The organism is Gemmatimonadaceae bacterium, from assembly GCA_035633115.1.
Lineage (GTDB): Bacteria > Gemmatimonadota > Gemmatimonadetes > Gemmatimonadales > Gemmatimonadaceae > UBA4720.
In genome coordinates, this window is the sequence record DASQFN010000073.1 from 33,175 (window position 1) to 50,086 (window position 16,912).

General features: G+C 61.4%; 14 protein-coding genes. 10 read left to right on the top strand and 4 right to left on the bottom strand.

All coding sequences use genetic code 11. The features are described 5' to 3' along the window. The first annotated feature begins 49 nt into the window (after positions 1 to 49). The 4 genes from VES88_09130 (at position 50) to VES88_09145 (ending at position 6,772) form a co-directional block, all read left to right on the top strand. Positions 50 to 1,777 (top strand): AMP-binding protein, encoded by a 1,728-nt coding sequence (locus VES88_09130; GenBank protein ID HYN81650.1) that lies wholly within the window; start codon positions 50 to 52, stop codon positions 1,775 to 1,777. Between the two features lie 122 nt (positions 1,778 to 1,899). After that, on the top strand, positions 1,900 to 4,833 hold the full coding sequence (locus VES88_09135) for a TonB-dependent receptor (protein HYN81651.1): 2,934 nt from the start codon (positions 1,900 to 1,902) through the stop codon (positions 4,831 to 4,833). Between the two features lie 17 nt (positions 4,834 to 4,850). Beyond that, positions 4,851 to 6,128 carry a RagB/SusD family nutrient uptake outer membrane protein gene (locus VES88_09140; protein ID HYN81652.1) on the top strand — a complete coding sequence of 426 codons (1,278 nt, stop codon included), beginning with the start codon at positions 4,851 to 4,853 and terminating at the stop codon, positions 6,126 to 6,128. 47 nt (positions 6,129 to 6,175) lie between these two features. Beyond that, positions 6,176 to 6,772, top strand: coding sequence for a hypothetical protein (locus VES88_09145; GenBank protein ID HYN81653.1), 597 nt, complete (start codon positions 6,176 to 6,178; stop codon positions 6,770 to 6,772). A 64-nt stretch (positions 6,773 to 6,836) separates the two neighbouring features. Here the strand turns inward: VES88_09145 and VES88_09150 are convergent, their stop codons facing one another. Continuing rightward, positions 6,837 to 7,541 carry a YceI family protein gene (locus VES88_09150; GenBank protein HYN81654.1) on the bottom strand — a complete coding sequence of 235 codons (705 nt, stop codon included), beginning with the start codon at positions 7,539 to 7,541 and terminating at the stop codon, positions 6,837 to 6,839. A gap of 259 nt (positions 7,542 to 7,800) precedes the next feature. Here VES88_09150 and msrA point away from each other — a divergent pair, with 259 nt between their 5' ends. The 4 genes from msrA to VES88_09170 all read left to right on the top strand — a co-directional run bounded on the left by msrA (position 7,801) and on the right by VES88_09170 (position 12,446). Beyond that, the gene (gene msrA, locus VES88_09155) at positions 7,801 to 8,499 is read left to right on the top strand and encodes a peptide-methionine (S)-S-oxide reductase MsrA (GenBank protein HYN81655.1); all 699 of its coding nucleotides are present in this window, start codon (positions 7,801 to 7,803) and stop codon (positions 8,497 to 8,499) included. Between the two features lie 114 nt (positions 8,500 to 8,613). Further along, entirely contained in the window at positions 8,614 to 9,300 is a 687-nt protein-coding gene (locus tag VES88_09160) for a hypothetical protein (GenBank protein ID HYN81656.1), read from the top strand. A gap of 75 nt (positions 9,301 to 9,375) precedes the next feature. Next, entirely contained in the window at positions 9,376 to 11,442 is a 2,067-nt protein-coding gene (locus VES88_09165; GenBank protein HYN81657.1) for an MASE1 domain-containing protein, read from the top strand. After that, entirely contained in the window at positions 11,439 to 12,446 is a 1,008-nt protein-coding gene (locus tag VES88_09170) for an amidohydrolase family protein (protein HYN81658.1), read from the top strand. The genes VES88_09165 and VES88_09170 overlap by 4 nt, the downstream gene beginning before the upstream one ends. A 26-nt stretch (positions 12,447 to 12,472) precedes the next feature. Here the strand turns inward: VES88_09170 and VES88_09175 are convergent, their stop codons facing one another. Next, positions 12,473 to 13,303: a neutral zinc metallopeptidase gene (locus VES88_09175; GenBank protein HYN81659.1), complete on the bottom strand. Its 831-nt coding sequence runs from the start codon at positions 13,301 to 13,303 to the stop codon at positions 12,473 to 12,475. Positions 13,304 to 13,453: 150 nt separating this feature from the next. Here VES88_09175 and VES88_09180 point away from each other — a divergent pair, with 150 nt between their 5' ends. Beyond that, complete coding sequence (locus VES88_09180; GenBank protein ID HYN81660.1) at positions 13,454 to 14,242, top strand: class I SAM-dependent methyltransferase; 789 nt, start codon at positions 13,454 to 13,456, stop codon at positions 14,240 to 14,242. A gap of 36 nt (positions 14,243 to 14,278) precedes the next feature. Next, complete coding sequence (locus tag VES88_09185; protein HYN81661.1) at positions 14,279 to 14,452, top strand: hypothetical protein; 174 nt, start codon at positions 14,279 to 14,281, stop codon at positions 14,450 to 14,452. A gap of 107 nt (positions 14,453 to 14,559) precedes the next feature. Here VES88_09185 and VES88_09190 read toward each other — a convergent pair whose 3' ends face one another. Together VES88_09190 and VES88_09195 are read right to left on the bottom strand one after the other, a co-directional pair. After that, positions 14,560 to 15,870, bottom strand: coding sequence for a hypothetical protein (locus VES88_09190; GenBank protein HYN81662.1), 1,311 nt, complete (start codon positions 15,868 to 15,870; stop codon positions 14,560 to 14,562). Positions 15,871 to 15,965: 95 nt separating this feature from the next. After that, the gene (locus tag VES88_09195; GenBank protein HYN81663.1) at positions 15,966 to 16,862 is read right to left on the bottom strand and encodes an NAD-dependent epimerase/dehydratase family protein; all 897 of its coding nucleotides are present in this window, start codon (positions 16,860 to 16,862) and stop codon (positions 15,966 to 15,968) included. Positions 16,863 to 16,912: the final 50 nt, after the last annotated feature.

Consider the following 16,912-nt stretch of genomic DNA (forward strand, 5'->3'; position numbering starts at 1 on the left):
ATTCGGCGGATTGATTTCGATCGGTCCTGAGCGCCATCTTCAATCTCGCATGACTTCGTTCATCTGGCATCGTAGCTACGACGAAGGCATCCCCACGACGCTCGAGCCGTATCCCGAGCGCACCATGGTGGACTACCTGGCCGAGGCCGCGCGGAAGTGGCCGCGCCGTCCTGCGCTCCTCTTCAAGGGCGCGAAGATGAGCTACGCGCACCTCGACGAGCTCAGCCGCAACTTTGCCGGCGGGCTGCTGCAGCTCGGCGTAAAACGCGGCGACCGCGTTGGCATCTGCCTCCCGAATTCCCCGCAGTTCCTGATCGCCGAGTTCGCCGCGTGGAAGATCGGCGCGATCGCGTCGCCGTTCAATCCCACCTACAGCGAGCGCGAGATGGAAAGTGCGCTCAATGCCACAGGTGCGGAGACGCTCATCGTCCTCAACAGAAGCTACGCGCTTCTCAAGTCGATTCAGCCGCGCACGTCGGTGAAACGAATCATTGCGACCAATATCAAGGAGTATCTGCCCTTCAAGCTTCGAGTGGCTTACACGCTGATGAAGGAAAAGAAGGAGGGCGACCGAATCACGCTCGAGCCGGGCGACTGCCGCTTCGCCTCGCTGCTGGCGATGGGTCGGGGGTCGCGACCCTCACTGAAACCGGCTGGCCTGGACGAGCCCGCCGTCATTCTCATGAGCGGCGGCACGACTGGTACTCCCAAGGGAGTTGTCGGTACACACCGGGGAATGACGATCGCCGGCCTTCAATTGCAAACCTGGCTGCGCTCGGCGATTGAAGAATGGAAGGACACCATCATGCTTCCCCTGCCTCTCTTTCACGTCTATGGAAACACCGGCGTGCAGAGCCTCGCTCTGATCAATCACAATCCGGTCGCCCTTATTCCAAACCCGCGCGAGCTGCGCGACGTGCTGAACGAGATCAACGAGGTGAAGCCCGCGTTCATCTGCGCCGTGCCGACTCTTCTCATCGGCCTGATGAGCCACGCCCTGACGCGGTCCGGAAAAGTCGACTGGAGCTCGATCAAGCTGTGCTTTTCGGGCGCGGCTCCGCTGATGGCTGACACTCAAAAGCGCTTCGAGGATCTGACCGGCGGCGTGATTGTCGAGGGCTACTCTCTCACTGAAGCGCAGATGGCCGTGGTAGCAAACCCTGTTCGCGGTGAGAAGAAAATCGGGTCAGTGGGCATGCCGCTGCCGGACGTCGAAGTGCGAATCATCGATCCTGAGAACGGCCTCACGCCAATGCCGCAGGGTGAGATTGGCGAGATAGTGATCAAGGCGCCGCAGCTGATGCAGGGGTACTGGGAGCGTCCGGAAGAGACACAGGAGATGTTGCGCGTGGACGATGACGGTGAGCGTCTCCTTTTCACCGGCGATCTCGGATATCTCGACAGCGACGGCTATCTCTTCATCGTCGACAGGAAGAAGGATCTCATCAAGGTGAGTGGCTACCAGGTATGGCCGCGCGAGATCGAAGAAGTGATCTCGGCGCACCCTGCAGTGGCCGAGGTGGGAGTGGCCGGCCTGCCCGACAAGATGAGAGGCGAAAAAGCAAAGGCGTGGATTGTCCTTCACCCTGGCGAGGAGATCACGTCCGCCCAGATCAAGGCGTACTGTCGCGAGCGCCTCGTGGCGTACAAGGTTCCGTCGCACTTCGAGTTCGTCCCCGAGCTTCCCAAGTCCGGGGCCGGCAAAGTCCTTCGCCGAATTCTGCAGCAGCGCGAGACCGAATCAGATCCGGGTGCCGGCAAGGAACGGTCCTCCTAGTAACCAGCGGAAGCGACGAATTTCCGGTTGTGGCGCGGCCCGTTCCCCGCGACTACCTTGTCTTCCCTCTCAATATCTGCCGCAGTAGCGGCGTGTCCGTTCACTCTCCTTCGAGATCCCGTATGCGCCTGCCTCTCCGTCTTTTCCCGATTACCCTCGCCTTCCTCGCCACTCCTCTCCTCGGGTCTGCGCAGCTCACTCTAGCCGGCAGAGTGACCGACCAGCGCGGCCGTGGCCTCCCCAGCTCCCAGGTGCTGATCGAAGGGACCACGATCGGTACTGCCGCCGACAACGACGGCGCTTACAGGCTGGTCATCGCCGCCCCACGGCCAGGCATGGTGCTGCTTGTCCGTTCGCTGGGTTATCGACCGGTGCGCCAGCCGCTCACGCAGACGACCGGCAGTCTGACCCAGGATTTTCGTCTGACGCCGGACGTCCTTCGGCTCGGCGAGGTGGTCGTGACGTCGTCGCGATCGGAGACCGAGCGGAGCACGCTCGGTACGACTATCGCAACGGTCAGCGGCAGCGAGATTGCACAGGCGAACACTCCGCAGCTCGACGCAGCTCTCGCCGGCAAAGTGTCGGGCGCGCTCGTTCAGCAGATGTCCGGAACTCCGGGTGGCGGAACGAGCATCCGCATCCGCGGTCTTTCGACTTTGAGCCGTAGCGCGGAGCCGCTCTACATAATCGACGGCGTGATCGTCGACAACAGCTCCAACCAGCTCATCGACCTTGGCGGCTACTCCTCGAATCGTATCGCCGACATCGATCCCAACGAGATAGACCATATCGAGATCGTGAAAGGCGCCGCAGCGGCAGCGCTCTATGGTTCGCGCGCGAACGATGGAGTGGTGCAGATATTCACGAAGAAGGGCCGGTCGGGTGAGCTCCGCACATCGTTCCGGACGACGTTTCAAAACGACAACGTCGAGCGCCGCCTCGAGGTGAATCGAGCGCCCATCGACGCACTCGGAAATCCTGTCACGCGCTACGACTATCAGGACCAGATCTTTCAGAGCGCACCGAGGTTCTCGAACACGCTCTCATTCTCGGGCGGAGACGACAAGACGAGATTCTTCCTCTCCGGCACGTCCGAGAATCAGAAAGGCGTCATCAGGAGCACCGACTACCGGCGGCAGAACATTCGATTGAATCTCGACCGCGCGCTGAGCGAGCGGCTGAGGATCGGCGTGACCACCGCGTACATCACGAGCAAGGCGAACGTTCTTCCCAACTCCGGACTCACTGCCGGTCTTGGCGTTCTCACGAGCTTTCTGTTCCACCCGAACACGATCAACTTCAACCGAGACCCCGTGACGGGCCTCTTTCCGGTTGGACCAATGCTCGCGAATCCGCTGGAGATGATCGCCAACTGGCAGGCCCCGCAGACCATCGATCGCTTCATCGGCGGGCTCAATGTCACGGCGTTCCCATTCACGGGACTCACCGCGTCCTACCGGTTGGGGTTCGACGGCTACACACAGAATGCGCAGCTGTTCATTCCCCGAGGCAACTCGGCGCCCTCGGTTCCAACGGGACGGTCGGTATCGACGACTGATCGCGCCCGTCTGTTGAATTCCGATCTCGATCTGAGCCTTATTACGAATCACGGCACGTGGCTCACGCTTACGCACGGCGCGGGCATGAACTGGCAGCAGCAGCAGGTGCAGATCGTCGCCTCGCGTGCAGAAAACCTCGCTCTGCTTACGAGAACCGTCACGGGCAGCGAGCAGTTCATCTCCGAAGGCCGCGATGATCGCCGCACGCTGGGCTTCTACGGCCAGGAGCAGATCGGCATCAGGGACCGACTGTTCCTCAACGCATCACTACGGACAGACGCTTCGTCCGTCTTCGGATCGGACGTGAGGCAGCAATGGTTCCCGAAAGTTGGCGCGGCTCTCAATGTTTCCGATTACGGTTTCTGGAATGCATTCTCGGGTCTCGTGAGCACGGCTCGGCTCCGCGCCGCATACGGTTATTCCGGTGGCCAGCCGGCTGGCGCGTTCGACCGGCTTTCGAATTACGTCTTCGAGCCCAACGGCGCGCGATCGGGAATTGTGAACGCAACGCAACAGGGCAACCAGCAGCTCAAGCCCGAGCGGGCGCGCGAGCTCGAGCTCGGTACCGACCTCGCCCTGCTCCGCGGACGCGTTGGCGTCGAGTTCACGTACTTCGACAAGAAAGTGTCCGATCTGATTCTGCCGAAGAGCGTCGATCCGACGAGCGGATTCCTTTCACAGCTTTCGAATATCGGGGAGCTCGAGAACAAGGGAATCGAGCTGCTGCTCAGGACAACGAACCTGAGTGGACCGTCGTTCACATGGAATTCCACGGTGACGTATGCGACGAACGATCCAAAGGTGACGAAGGTCAGCACCGGCGGCGCGTTCTTCATTCCCGAAAGCTTCAACATCATCCGGGTCGACTCCGGCCAGGCACCCGGCCACTACTTCGGCTCGTCGTATGTGCGTGACGCGCAGGGAAACATCCTCACGACTGCCGGGGTGCCGATCACTGACGCGTCAGGTAAAGTCACCGGAATTCCAGCGATTGGCCCGCGCATAGTCATCGGGGACCCTAACCCGGATGCTTACTGGTCTGTGATAAACGAATTTGGAGTCGGGAGAATGCTTTCGTTCCGCGCCCAGGTTGACGGGGTGCAGGGTGGTCACATCTTCAATTTCGACCGCCGCCTGCTCGAGACTCCGGCTTTCGGAGCCGGCAAGGCGTACGAGGCCGAGCTCCTCGGAGAAGTGCCGAGGGGATACTTCCAGGCACGCCGGGGCATCTTCCAGGAGTACATCGAGAATGGAACCTGGGCAAAGCTCCGTGAGCTCTCCGCGACGGTCTCGTTTCCGCCAGGCATGCTCGGCCGCCTCGGAACGCACGGCGCGTCAGTCACTCTCGCCGGACGTAACCTGAAGACCTGGACCGATTACACGGGATGGGACCCCGAAACGAACGCCGGAGCACAGCGAACGCTCGTGCGCGGATTCAGTTTCGCGGCCACGCCGATTCCGCGCTCGGTCTCGCTCACTTTCACGACCAACTTCTAACCGGAGGCGAGACGACAATGAAGCTCAATACTCGTATCACCTCCGCCATTACTGGCGCGGCTGCGGCGATTGTCGCCCTGGCGACGATGAGTGCCTGCAAGCTCGACATCACCAATCCGAACGCGGCAACCGAAGAAGGAGTTCTCACGTCGGTGGCCGGAATTCGCGCTCTGACGATCGGGCTGCAGGGGCGCTACGGCAATGCGATGGAAGAAAACATCTACGTCCCGGGCATAGTCTCCGGGGAGCTTGGAAATACGAGCGCGACGCAGTCCACGACGCGCGAGTTCCAGAACTTCCCGGCCGGCGCGAACTCCGCCATCGACGTGACGAATGTCGACCTGCTCGACATCTGGGCGAAGAACTACGCTGTGGTCAAATCCGCAAACGACATTCTCGACAACATCGACAATCTCACGTTCGCTCCCGGCACGCGCGCGGGCATCCTGGCAGTCGCCAAGCTCTACAAGGCGATGGCATTCGGAACGCTCATCGAGGCATTCGAGCAGATTCCGATCGAGACGGGGCCGGAGCCGGCGTTCGCCGACCGGGCCACAGTGCTCGCGGAAGTCCTGTCGCTGCTCGCAAGCGCCAGAGCAGACGCGACCGGCACAACACTCACCACAGACTTTACGGGCTCCCTGCTTGCGCCGAACTTCGATCTGCTGAATACGATTCGGGCAATGCAGGCTCGCTACTCCCTCGCGGCCGGGAGCTACGATGCTGCGCTTGGTTTCGCCAATGAAGTTCCGGCCACTGCCAGCGCGGTGATCACTTTCGCGGGAAGCGATCTGAACCCAATGTTCGTCCACTACCACAGCGCGAGGTTTTTCGGCGCGATTTCCGGATACCGGACCAACGCCGAGCCGGGCGATGCGAGAGTGGCGCTCAACACCCTGGCAACTCCGTTCGCCGCGCTTGGCGGCGCGGCGACATTCGAGACGAACCTCTTCACCACGAACGTATCGCCGATTCCGCTTTTCTCTCAGGATGAGCTGAGCCTCATTCGTGCCGAGGCGCTTGCGCGCACGAGCCGGCTGCCTGAAGCGATTGCGCAGATCAACATCGTGCGGGCACGCGCGGGACTCGGTGGAAAGACGTCTGCCGATCTTCCGACGCAGGCCGCCGTGCTCGATGAAATTTTTCTGCAGCGAACGTATTCGCTGTTATCGACTGGCTTGCACTGGGCCGATGAGCGGCGCTTTGGAAAGATCTCGCTTGCAAAAGTGCGGTGGCTGCCTTACCCCGCAAGCGTTCGGGCTACCAACCCGAATACGCCTGCGAATCCAACGTAGTCGAACCGAATGTACCTTTGAGCTCGATGCAGGACGATCGAGGCACGATGATAGAAAAACTGTTGCAGTGGATCGCCGGCCCCGCCGATAGCAAGTCACTCGGCGGGAGTGCTGAGACGCACGAAGTTCGCGGGTTTCGCGTTCTCGTCGAGAACAGCCGCCCGGATATCTCGACGAGTGAAGTGCTCGCCAGACTCGACGATTCGCTGGCGCTTATCGAGCGCTACCAGCCATGGCGCCTGCGTCATCTGGAGCGCGATCTGAAACAATTCCTTGTCGCCCGCTTCCCTTGCCGCGGTGCGTATTTCCCCGACGAGCGCACTTGCATGACGGAGCTCACGTTCCTCGCGCGGCGCGACGTGTCGCCCGCAACGGTCGCTTCCTCGATCGTCCACGAAGGAATTCACGCGCGCGTCGACCTGATGGGAGTCAAGCGTGCGGAGCGCGACCGGGCGAAAGAGGAGCGCCTGTGCCGGCGCGCCGAGCTGGAATTCGGGCGGGCGTTACCGGACGAGCTCGGCCGCCCGGTAATCGAGCGCGCTCTCGGGACTCTTTCGCTCGCCGACGATGAGGTCGCGCCCGAGATCGACTGGAACGAGGCGTTCGACCGGCAGCAGACAGTCGACCGAGTCGCGCGAGCGTAAATGTTGGTGAAGCGTCGTCCTCGCCGCCGTGCTCGTTTAACACGGCGGCGATAGTCTTTCAGCGTTAATTCTGCTGGACCAGCCTGAAGTCGTACTCCAGCTTGATCGTATCGGCGACGCTCAGCACGATCGGCACGCGAGGCTGCTCGATGTTGAAATCGGAGAACGTGAAAGCCGTCGATGCGCTCCCCGTGACCTGTCCATTCTTTGCCTCCGCATTCACACGCCAGGTCGTAGGCCTGGTCACTCCCTTCACCGTCAGGTTTCCTACGACGTCGAACGTGTGCGAGCCGGAGGTCGGAAGGGACTTCGGAAGTCCCCGAAATGCCGTCGGGCTGAACTCGACGGTAGGATATTGATCTGTCACGAGAACATTTCTGCGGACAAACCCGTCGCGTCTGTCGCGATCGCTCTTCAGCGAGCCGACCCTGGCAACGAATTTCGATTCAGATGGGATGATGTCACCGGTGGTTGTAAGTGCGATGCCGCCTGTGATCTCCGAAGTCTTGCCGATTGCGTCATTGGGCAGATCCACCCTCACCAGCTGCTCACGAATCCGATATCTGACTTCGTTACCCATCGGCGCGACGACAAAGCGAAGCCCGGCAACGCTCGACCCCTTCGCCTGAGCGGGAGCAGCTACCGAGCTGCGCGCCGTTTTTTCACTCGCCGTCGTCGCGGCGTCGGTATCGGACGGCGAGCACTGAAGAGCGATCGCGCCGAAAACAGCGGGGAGCATCACGGCGGCGATATGGCGACGTTTAGACATCGAGTGCTCCATTAGGGTCATTGTTGGGTCCATCGGGCGGCTCAGGCAGCAATTCGCCTGAAATCGGGTCGTCAATCTGTTCTACGTACACCGGCTCCTGATTGCTGTCCCCCGCGCAGCGGGGGCCCGAATCTCGCATCTAGCTTTCTACACAGATGGCGTGGTGAGTGTACCCGCTGTCGCCCCGCGGTGTACCAATGGAAAGAACCGTTTGCGCATGAGCGGCGTTCAATAGGTACACGCCACAGACGAGGTATCGATGGTCGGAAATATCACCCGCGCTCTTTTCGCTCTTCTCATTGTAACAGGAATCGTTCTCGTCCTCGACAACCGGGCAACCGCCGCCGGCGCTGAGCGTCCCGGGCCATTGCCACGTCCCCTCGTGGATGAGCCGCTTACGTCCGCGAAGGGCGAGCAGACCGCAGTTTTTGCGGGCGGCTGCTTCTGGGGCATCGAGGCGGTGTTTCAGCATGTAAAAGGAGTCAAGTCGGCAGTGTCGGGTTATACCGGCGGCAGCGTGGTGTCACCCTCGTACGAGCAGGTGACCACTGGAAAGACGGGACATGCAGAAGCGGTGCGTGTCGTCTATGACCCGTCGCAAGTGACCTACGGTCAGCTGCTGCGCGTGTTTTTCTCCGTTGCCCACGATCCGACTCAGCTCAATCGTCAGGGCCCTGATGTCGGAACTCAGTATCGCTCAGCGATTTATTACGCTACCGACTCGCAAAAACGCGTCGCCAAGGCGTACATCGATCAGCTGACAAAGGCAAAGGCGTTCCAACGGCCGATCGTGACGGAGGTTGCCGCTCTCGGCCGCTTCAATGTCGCCGAAGCATACCATCAGGACTACGCGGCGCAGCATCCCTACCAACCGTACATCATGATCCACGACGCGCCGAAAGTTGCGAATCTGAAGCGCGAGTTCGCAAACCTCTACGTCGAGCCAGTTAAGCGCTGATCGGGCCATTAGAGCGGGCGGACATGGAATTCTTCGCGTCCGGTGCGCACATTCCGCCAGCGAGGTTCTGACGGCTGGACCAAAAACCATTCTTTTAATTCTTCCGGAGGTTGCATGAAGGTTCTGATAGCAGCGATTGCGGGTCTCTGTTTGACTGCCGGCGCCCTTGGCGCCCAGGCGAAGGATCCTGACAAGACGGTAGCGGACGGCGGCGTGAAGATGGCGGGATGGACCGGGCGAATCGATCCGCAGGCGGCAAAGGCCGGGAAGAACATTTCAGAAGCCAAGTTTGTCGGGATGGGCCCGGGATTCCATGTTACCTCCGGACCGGCGGCCATTTACTGGAATCCTGCAAACACAGCCAAGGGGAACTACACGGTCACGTCGACGTTCACGCAGACGAAAGCAGCCGCGCATCCGGAGGGGTACGGGATTATTACTTCGGGGCAGAACCTCACAGCGCCGAACCAGAGCTATCTCTACTTCGTCGTTCGGCAGGATGGGAAATATCTCATCAACCACCGCGCAAATGATTCGACGGTGCACAAGATCATCGACTGGACGGCAAACCCGGCGGTCAAGGCAATCGACGCGAGTGGAAAGTCGACGAACACGCTTTCGGTCGTCGTGGGCGCCGACAAGCTCTCGTTCCTTGTGAACGGCGTTGAAGTGAACAGCCTGCCTCGGTCGCAGATCGATTCGGGCGGGCCGCACTCGGGTACGTCGGGTATCGTTGGACTTCGCGTGAACCACAACCTCGACCTGCACATCGACGGATTCTCCATTACTCCCGGAACGTAATCGGGCTGGGACAGACGGTCCCCCGCCTGGCCTGAAAACAAGGAGTCCCTTCATATCGAGCGCCCGACGACCGATGTGAAGAAACAAGCCGCGTTCGCCGCCGAGATTCTCGTGCTTGCGGCGCTCTACGTTGTCGCAGCGCGAGCAGGCCTCAAGCTCGACGCGGTGGGCGGCTTCGCCAGTCTCATCTGGCCGCCGACGGGAATCGCGTTGGCGGCTCTTCTCATCCGTGGGTATCGCCTCTGGCCCGGTGTAGCCATCGGAGCGTTCGTCGCCAACGTGCTGACGGGCGCTCCGATACCCGTCGCCCTTGGCATCACGCTCGGAAATACCCTGGAAGCGCTTGCTGGAGCGTACGCGCTCCGGCAGATACCGGAGTTCCACCGGACGCTCGACAGACTGATAGATGCGTTCGCCCTGCTGGTCGTCGCAGCGGTGATGAGCACGGCCATCAGCGCAACGATAGGCGTGCTCAGCCTTCATTTAGGCGGGATCATCTCCGCGAGCGAGCTGCTCGAGACCTGGCGCGCGTGGTGGCTGGGGGATCTGATCGGCAATCTGCTCGTCGCGCCAGTGATACTCGTGTGGTCGGCGCGGGTTGTCACCGCGGATCGAGAGCAGTGGCTCGAGGCCGGTGCGCTTGGAATCTCGATAGTGGCCGTGAGCTTCGTGGTGTTCAGATCGTCCGCCGCTGCGAGCCAGGGTGTGTTCAGTGACGCATACCTTTTCTTCCCTCTATTGATGTGGGCAGCAGTGCGATTCGGGCAGCGCGGCTCCGTCACGACTGCCTTCATTATTTCAGCCATCGCCGTGTGGGGGACAGTTCTTGGTCGCGGTCCGTTCGTCGAGGCGGACCTGCATCGCAGCCTGTTCGCGCTCCAGACATTCGTGGCGGTGACGGCGGCGACGTTCCTCATTCTCGGAGCTACGGTATCCGAGCGACGTGAAGCGGTCGAACGCCTCAATGCAGCCATTGAGGGCGAGGAACAGATCGTCGCCGAGCGCGATGCGGCACATCGGCGGTTACTCGCTATTCTGGAGCAGTCGCCGCTGGCAATCGGAATCGCTGAGGCGCCAAGCGGCCGCTTCCTCTTCCTCAATGACGAGTTCGAGCGAATAACTGGCATGCGACCTTCGCTCAGCAGGGCGGCGGATCCCGATAGCGGCGAATGGGACAGTTACCGCGCCGACGGCAGTAACGTTGGCGCCGAGGACTTGCCGCTCGTGCGCGCGCTGAGGCATGGCGAAGTCGTCCGCAACGAAGTGGTCCGCCTTAAACGGCACGATGGAAGGACGGTCGAGCTCATGACCAATGCGGCGCCGGTGAAGGATGCCGGCGGCAATATCGTCGCGGCGGTCATGATCTTCTGGGACGTCACTGCTCAGCGCAAAGCGGAGGAAGAGCTGCGTCGGGCACACGAGGCAGAGGCGCATGCGAATCGCGCGAAGTCGGAGTTCCTGACCGTGATGAGCCATGAGCTGAGAACACCCCTCAACGCAATTGGCGGCCACATTCAGCTGATAGAAATGGGGGTACACGGCCCGATCAGCGAGGCCCAGCGCGACGCGCTCGAGCGCGCGCAGCGAAGCCAGCGTCATCTGCTGGCGCTGATAAACGACGTGCTGAATCTCGCGAGGATCGAGACGGGCCACGTCGACTACCAGCTGAGCGAAGTCCCTTTGGAGACCGCCGTTGCCGAGGTGAAGGCAATGGTCGAGCCGCTGCTCTCTGCAAATCGCCTGCACTGCGAGCTCGCAGGATCGCCGTATGCGCCAGATCCACCAATTGTCGTCCGCGCAGATCGGGAAAAACTGCAGCAGATTCTCTTCAACCTTCTCAGCAACGCGATCAAATTCACTCCGGCCGGCGGGCGAATAACGGTCGAGGCCGTGGCTGCCGACGGAGAGCCAATGGCTTCGGTGAAAGTGACCGACAGCGGCGACGGCATTCCCGCCGCAAAGCTCGAGAGCATCTTCGAGCCATTCGTGCAGCTCGGTGGTCGCCCGGCCACCTCCGCGGGCGGTCTCGGCCTCGGACTCTCGATCAGCCGCGATCTTGCGCGCGGAATGGGAGGAGACCTCAAGGCGACGAGCGTCCCCGGCGGCGGAGCCACCTTTACCCTCTCGCTTCCGCGTGCGTGACGAATCCCGCAGGGAAGACGACAATCATCGTCGACGTTCACAATCACTTCTATCCGCCGGAGTACCTCGACGCGCTCCGCAGTGGCGACAGCGTCGTCAGGATCACCATCGATGCGGAAGGAAATCCGTGCCTGCACTACCCCGGCGACTACAACGTCGCCGTTGCCGGCCATAGGGACATCGTCTATCGCCAGCGCGTGCTCGAGCGACAGGGTATCGACACGCAGGTAATCACCCTCACCACGCCGGGTACACACGTCGAGCCTCCCGACCGCGCCGTGCGGCTCGCCCGACTGGTGAATGATTCTTTCGCGAAGATTGCGCGTGAGCGGAGGTCGCGCTTTTCTGCGCTCGCAACGCTGCCGCTTTGCGACCCGGCTGCGTCAGTACTCGAGCTCCGGCGGGCGATGACGGAGCTCGCTCTGCCGGGTGCAATGCTCTTCAGCAACGTCAACGGTGTTGCACTGACCGATGGGCGATTCGAGCCGCTCTTCGAAGAAGCGGATCACCTGGGCGCCGTGCTTCACATTCATCCTACAGATCCGGTCGGAGTCGAAGCGATGAGCGACTATTGGCTGATGCCGCTCGTCGGGTTCCTCTTCGAAACGACGCTCACGGCCGCGAAGCTTGTCTTTGCCGGCGTGCCGGAGCGCTACCCGCGCATCAGATGGGTCCTGAGCCATCTTGGCGGAGCGATTCCGTATCTGGCCGAGCGTCTCGACCGCGGCTGGAGCGCATTCCCCGATTGTCGCGCGCACATTTCCGAGCCGCCGAGCTCTTATCTGCGCCGGTTCTATTTCGACACGGTGAACTTCGATGTGAATGCTTTACGGCTCGCAGTCGACTTTGCCGGCGCGAGTCAGATTCTCGCGGGCAGCGATTACCCGCACCAGATCGGGAGCATCCCCTCGATGAAGGAGAGTCTCGCCGCGCTTCGTGTGTCCGCTGAGGAGCGAGCGCTTATTCTTGGCGGGAACGCTCGGGCGTTGTACCGGCTTCAGTGAACCGCACCTGAGGCGGTCAGCTGGCCTCAGCCTGCGAAGGTGTCACACGCCTTCGGATCCCCGGAATCGAAGCCCCGACGGAACCACTGGGCGCGCTGCGCCGCCGAGCCGTGCGTGAAGTCGTCGACGTTAATCCGGCCACTCGTGCGCTGCTGAATTCGATCGTCGCCCACCGCTGACGCAGCTGTCAACGCCTCGTTCACGTCGCCTTCCTCGAGCAGCTGCCGCCGATTCGTCGAGTGTGCCCAGATACCGGCGAAGCAATCGGCCTGGAGCTCCATTCTCACCGAGAGCTGGTTCGCAATGTCCGGCCTCGACTGCTGCTCCTGACGCACCTGCTGGTCGACACCCATCAGATGCTGAACATGATGGCCTAGCTCGTGGGCAAGGACGTACGCCTGCGCAAAATCGCCCGACGCGCCGAATCGCTTCTGCAGCTCGTCATAAAAGCCCAGGTCTACGTACACCTTCTCATCGAGCGGACAGTAGAACGGCCCCATCGCCGATTGAGCCATTCCGCATCCCGATGAAGTCGAGTTCCTGAACAGCACGAGATTCGCCGGACGGAACTGAGCGTTGTATTTCGGGAGTATCTGCGACCATGTCGTCTGCACATCGTCGAGAACCACTGAGACGAATTGAACCTGCGGCTCTTCGCGTGCCGAATCCTCGGCGCTCATCGGCGTGTTGGGGGCCACTCCCGGCTCGACCCCGAGGTCCTGAAAGAGGTTCCTGCCGGTGAGGAGGCTGAGAGCGAGGACAACCACCGTCCCGCCGATCCCAAGCCCGCGCCCGAGTCCACCGCCGGATCTGCGGTCTTCAAGGTTTCCACTCCGTCCGCTCGGCGTCCATTTCATCGTCAGGGCCCTCGGTAATTGACGCGATCGTACAACCGCAGAGAGAAAGCAAGAATCTCGCCTATGTTTCCCGATCGGCGTACGGATGCCGCGCCCTAGCCCGGCCGCGGCTCATTTCACACCTTATCGATGGCTCGAGAACGGGGATGCATGTCCAAGCAGGAGCCGCAGTTCAGCTATGACGAGATCGCGGAAGCCTACGCTTCCGGTGTAGACAGCGCTCCCTACAACGCGTTCTACGAGCGGCCCGCAACTCTCGCCCTCGTGCCCGACGTCGCAGGCTCACACATCCTCGACGCCGGCTGCGGCTCGGGTTTTTACACCGAGGAGCTTCTCAAACGCGGCGCTCGCGTTTCGGCGATCGACGGAAGCGTGGAAATGACAAAGCACGCCGAGCAGAGGTTGAAGGATCTGGGTCTGCTCGATATGACCTCGCAACCTCCGCATCCCGGACAGGCTTCGGTTCGGGTCGCCGACCTGACGAAGCCCTTCGAGTTTCTCGAAGACGCAAGCGTGGATGGCGTCCTGTCGGCGCTGGTGCTCCACTATCTGCGTGACTGGGGTCCTACGCTCGGTGAATTCCGCCGCATTCTCAAGCCGTGTGGTTGGCTGCTCTTTTCCACTCACCACCCGGCGACCGAAGCGTTGACCTTCGACGTCGCCAACTACTTCGAGACAGAGCAGCTGGAAGATTACTGGAGCTGGGTGGGCAGCGTGCGTTTCTACCGCCGGCCTCTGACCGCGATCGTTGGCGCGTTTACCGACGCAGGTTTTGTCATCGACCGCGTTGTAGAGCCGCGTCCGACCGAATGGTTTCGCGAGGAGAAACCGGACGCGTACGCGCGCCTGCTCAAGCACCCGCAGTTCCTGATCATCCGGGCCAAGCCGAACGGCGGTATCCCTGCCGGCAGTGCCCCCCGGCTGCGGCGTGAGCCGTAAAATTTCGACCGAATCAATACGTCAACCGGAGATACGATGCCGATCTCGATCCTTGTCCTTCTTCTGCTGGTAGTGGCGGTTGTCGTCGTCGCCGTTTCGGTGCAGCGCCGTGGCGGTCAGACTTCGACTGGAATGCAGACAACGGTCATCGTGGTGCTGCTTCTAATCGTGGTCGCGTTTCTCCTCTATCGCTTCGTTGGAGTGGGATAAGCAGCCCGTAGCATCGAGGACAATCGGTCAGGCTCACGATCAGGGAGTTCCGGCGAGCCACTGGTCGCGAAGCCGCCGCTGCCGCTCCGTGACGCGCGGAATTGGAATCAGCTCCCGGTGTGTGCCTCCGCGTTCAGCTTCGCGAGAGGCGGCGGCTCGAAAGTCGAAACACGCGCGCCGAAGAGGCACGCGTCGACATACGCGGGCTCGGACGGGGCGCACAAATTCCGGCGACCTTCGCTGTCGTTTCTCAGTGTCCCTATCTGTTCCCCAACCGCGTCGTAACACTTCACCTTGTTTGCTTCGGCGGTAATCTTGCGGCAGAACGAGAGGCCGTCGCTCGACCTGGCATTGAGGTCGACAAAATTTTTCACCACGCCTACGTAGCACCACGGCTGGTATTTTTTCGTCCCCAGGGAGCACATCTCGATTGCTTTGTCGTGATCCTGCAGCGAGTACGAGCTGATGTCGCGTCCCAGACTCTGGTAGCACACATAAACCATTTTTCCCGGCGCGCGGTCGCAGGTTTTTGCCGCGTCACCCATGTCGCCTCGGTTCAGATGCAGCATCACCGACGTCTGCATCTCATAACACGACGTCAGATACTTTCCCGGCATGATAGCGCATGGATACAGGGGATCCTTGGGATCCATGGCCTTGAACTTCGAGTGCGATCCGTGATCCATGCCCGCCATCTGACCGTCGTGCTTCGATCCGAGATCCTTCGCGGGATGATGCGGATTGGTGACATTCACGATGTTTTCCATGAATGCTCCGCCGTAGCATGAGCGGCGGTCCCACAGGTCGAGCAGCTGGTCGCAGCCCTCCAACGCCTTGGGCAGGTCGTGGTCATAGATCATCGTCAATCCATGGCCCTCTCCGTGGACACATTGAAAGAGAAGCCACCTGTCTGCGTTCGGACCGCGAAACGCGTTGCAGAGGTCGTTCACTTCTTTCGGCCCGATGGCTTTCGCCTCGTCGAAGTACGCCTGAATGACGCCGTGGTAGCAACCCGACTGGTTGCTCTCGTCGCACATCGCGAACGTTTTCGCGACGTCGTCGCCACGCTTGCCCGCTGTGATTCCAATGCCGTGCGCGAAGACGTGACCATCGCGCTTTACGTCCACATCGAGCGTCCCGAGCCGCGCCAGGGCGCCCATCGCAACGCGAACCTCTCCGCGCGCGGCAAGCGAGTCGAGGATCTTCGAGTAGCAGTCGACCTTCTTGTCAGCGCTGAGGGAGCCGCACCGCTGGTGACTGGAAAGGGCTATCGCCGTCGAGTCCATGGGACCTGCCACGGCTGTCGCAACACGGAGCGGGTTGACGCCGCTTCGCCCGAGCGCCCAGCCGCCGCCGAGGCTGACAAGGGCGACCAGCGCGACCGCCGGCCACATTATCCTGCTGTTGATATTACTCATCGGGGTGAAATCTCCGGCTCGATGTGGTGCGCGTCAGAGCGTCGGCCAAGTCCATTTGACATTGTCCGAATTTTAACCTCGTGACCAGCGTGAAGTCAGACGAGTGACGACTGTGGAGCACCATCTATTGTAGCTGGGGAGGCAGCTGGCGCGACATCATGAGAAGCCCCATTCATCGCCATCGCGCGCAGCTCCATGGACTCGATTATCCGGCGGCCGGCTGCATCGGCTACTGCGTGCTGGATGAGTACGCGCGCCACGTCTGTCGCGTGGATGGGACGGTAACGCGCAGGGAAAAGCGCGCGCAGGCCGCCGACTACCCGCTCGCCCAGACGGGGGCGCTCACGCTTGCCAACGAGCAGCGACGGTCGCGCAATGGTCAGCGACCGATATGGAAGCTCCGCAACCGCGTACTCCAGCTCGCCCTTCATGCGATTGTAGAAGAAGCGCGAGCCCGGATTGGCGCCGAGCGCGCTCACCAGCAGAAAATGGGAGACTCTCTTCTCGACTCCGAGGTGGGCGGCGGTCAACGGATAGAGGAGGTCAACAGCGCGGAAACGGGCGCGCGAGCCGGCGGCCTTCATCGTCGTCCCGAGGGCACAGATTATCTGGTCGACTGCAAACCACGAAGCCGCCGAAGTCAGGCGGTCGAAATCAACGAGATGGGTCTTGAGCTTGGGATGCGACGATGCTCCACTCAACGGCCTTCGCGAAAGGACCACGACCCGGCTGAAGGCATCGTTCTCCAGAAGAAGGCGAAGACATTCGCTGCCCACGAGGCCAGTGGCTCCAATCAGTAGAACCGAGCGATGCTCCCCCATACCAATGTGACGCGCATGACAGCACGGGGTTACATCTCCGCGAACGCCGAACGCCAGGGTCCTCTGACTTCCGGGGAAGGCTCCCGAAACCGCCGGCTCAGGCCCGCCCAGGGCAAGCCCGGCAGGCCGGGCTTCAACACTGTATTTTAGCCCCAAAAGGAGGCTCGACATGCACCCACTCGGTCACGCTCGTTGCAGGACTCTGGTTCTCTTCGCTGTGC

Bases quoted from the DNA above. Each gene is read 5' to 3' on its own strand.
- VES88_09130 (HYN81650.1), top strand. From the start codon at position 50: ATGACTTCGTTCATCTGGCATCGTAGCTACGACGAAGGCATCCCCACG.
- VES88_09150 (HYN81654.1), bottom strand. From the start codon at position 7,541: ATGTCTAAACGTCGCCATATCGCCGCCGTGATGCTCCCCGCTGTTTTC.
- VES88_09145 (HYN81653.1), top strand. From the start codon at position 6,176: ATGATAGAAAAACTGTTGCAGTGGATCGCCGGCCCCGCCGATAGCAAG.
- VES88_09175 (HYN81659.1), bottom strand. From the start codon at position 13,303: ATGAAATGGACGCCGAGCGGACGGAGTGGAAACCTTGAAGACCGCAGA.
- VES88_09135 (HYN81651.1), top strand. From the start codon at position 1,900: ATGCGCCTGCCTCTCCGTCTTTTCCCGATTACCCTCGCCTTCCTCGCC.
- VES88_09140 (HYN81652.1), top strand. From the start codon at position 4,851: ATGAAGCTCAATACTCGTATCACCTCCGCCATTACTGGCGCGGCTGCG.
- msrA (HYN81655.1), top strand. From the start codon at position 7,801: ATGGTCGGAAATATCACCCGCGCTCTTTTCGCTCTTCTCATTGTAACA.
- VES88_09180 (HYN81660.1), top strand. From the start codon at position 13,454: ATGTCCAAGCAGGAGCCGCAGTTCAGCTATGACGAGATCGCGGAAGCC.
- VES88_09160 (HYN81656.1), top strand. From the start codon at position 8,614: ATGAAGGTTCTGATAGCAGCGATTGCGGGTCTCTGTTTGACTGCCGGC.
- VES88_09195 (HYN81663.1), bottom strand. From the start codon at position 16,862: ATGTCGAGCCTCCTTTTGGGGCTAAAATACAGTGTTGAAGCCCGGCCT.
- VES88_09185 (HYN81661.1), top strand. From the start codon at position 14,279: ATGCCGATCTCGATCCTTGTCCTTCTTCTGCTGGTAGTGGCGGTTGTC.
- VES88_09190 (HYN81662.1), bottom strand. From the start codon at position 15,870: ATGAGTAATATCAACAGCAGGATAATGTGGCCGGCGGTCGCGCTGGTC.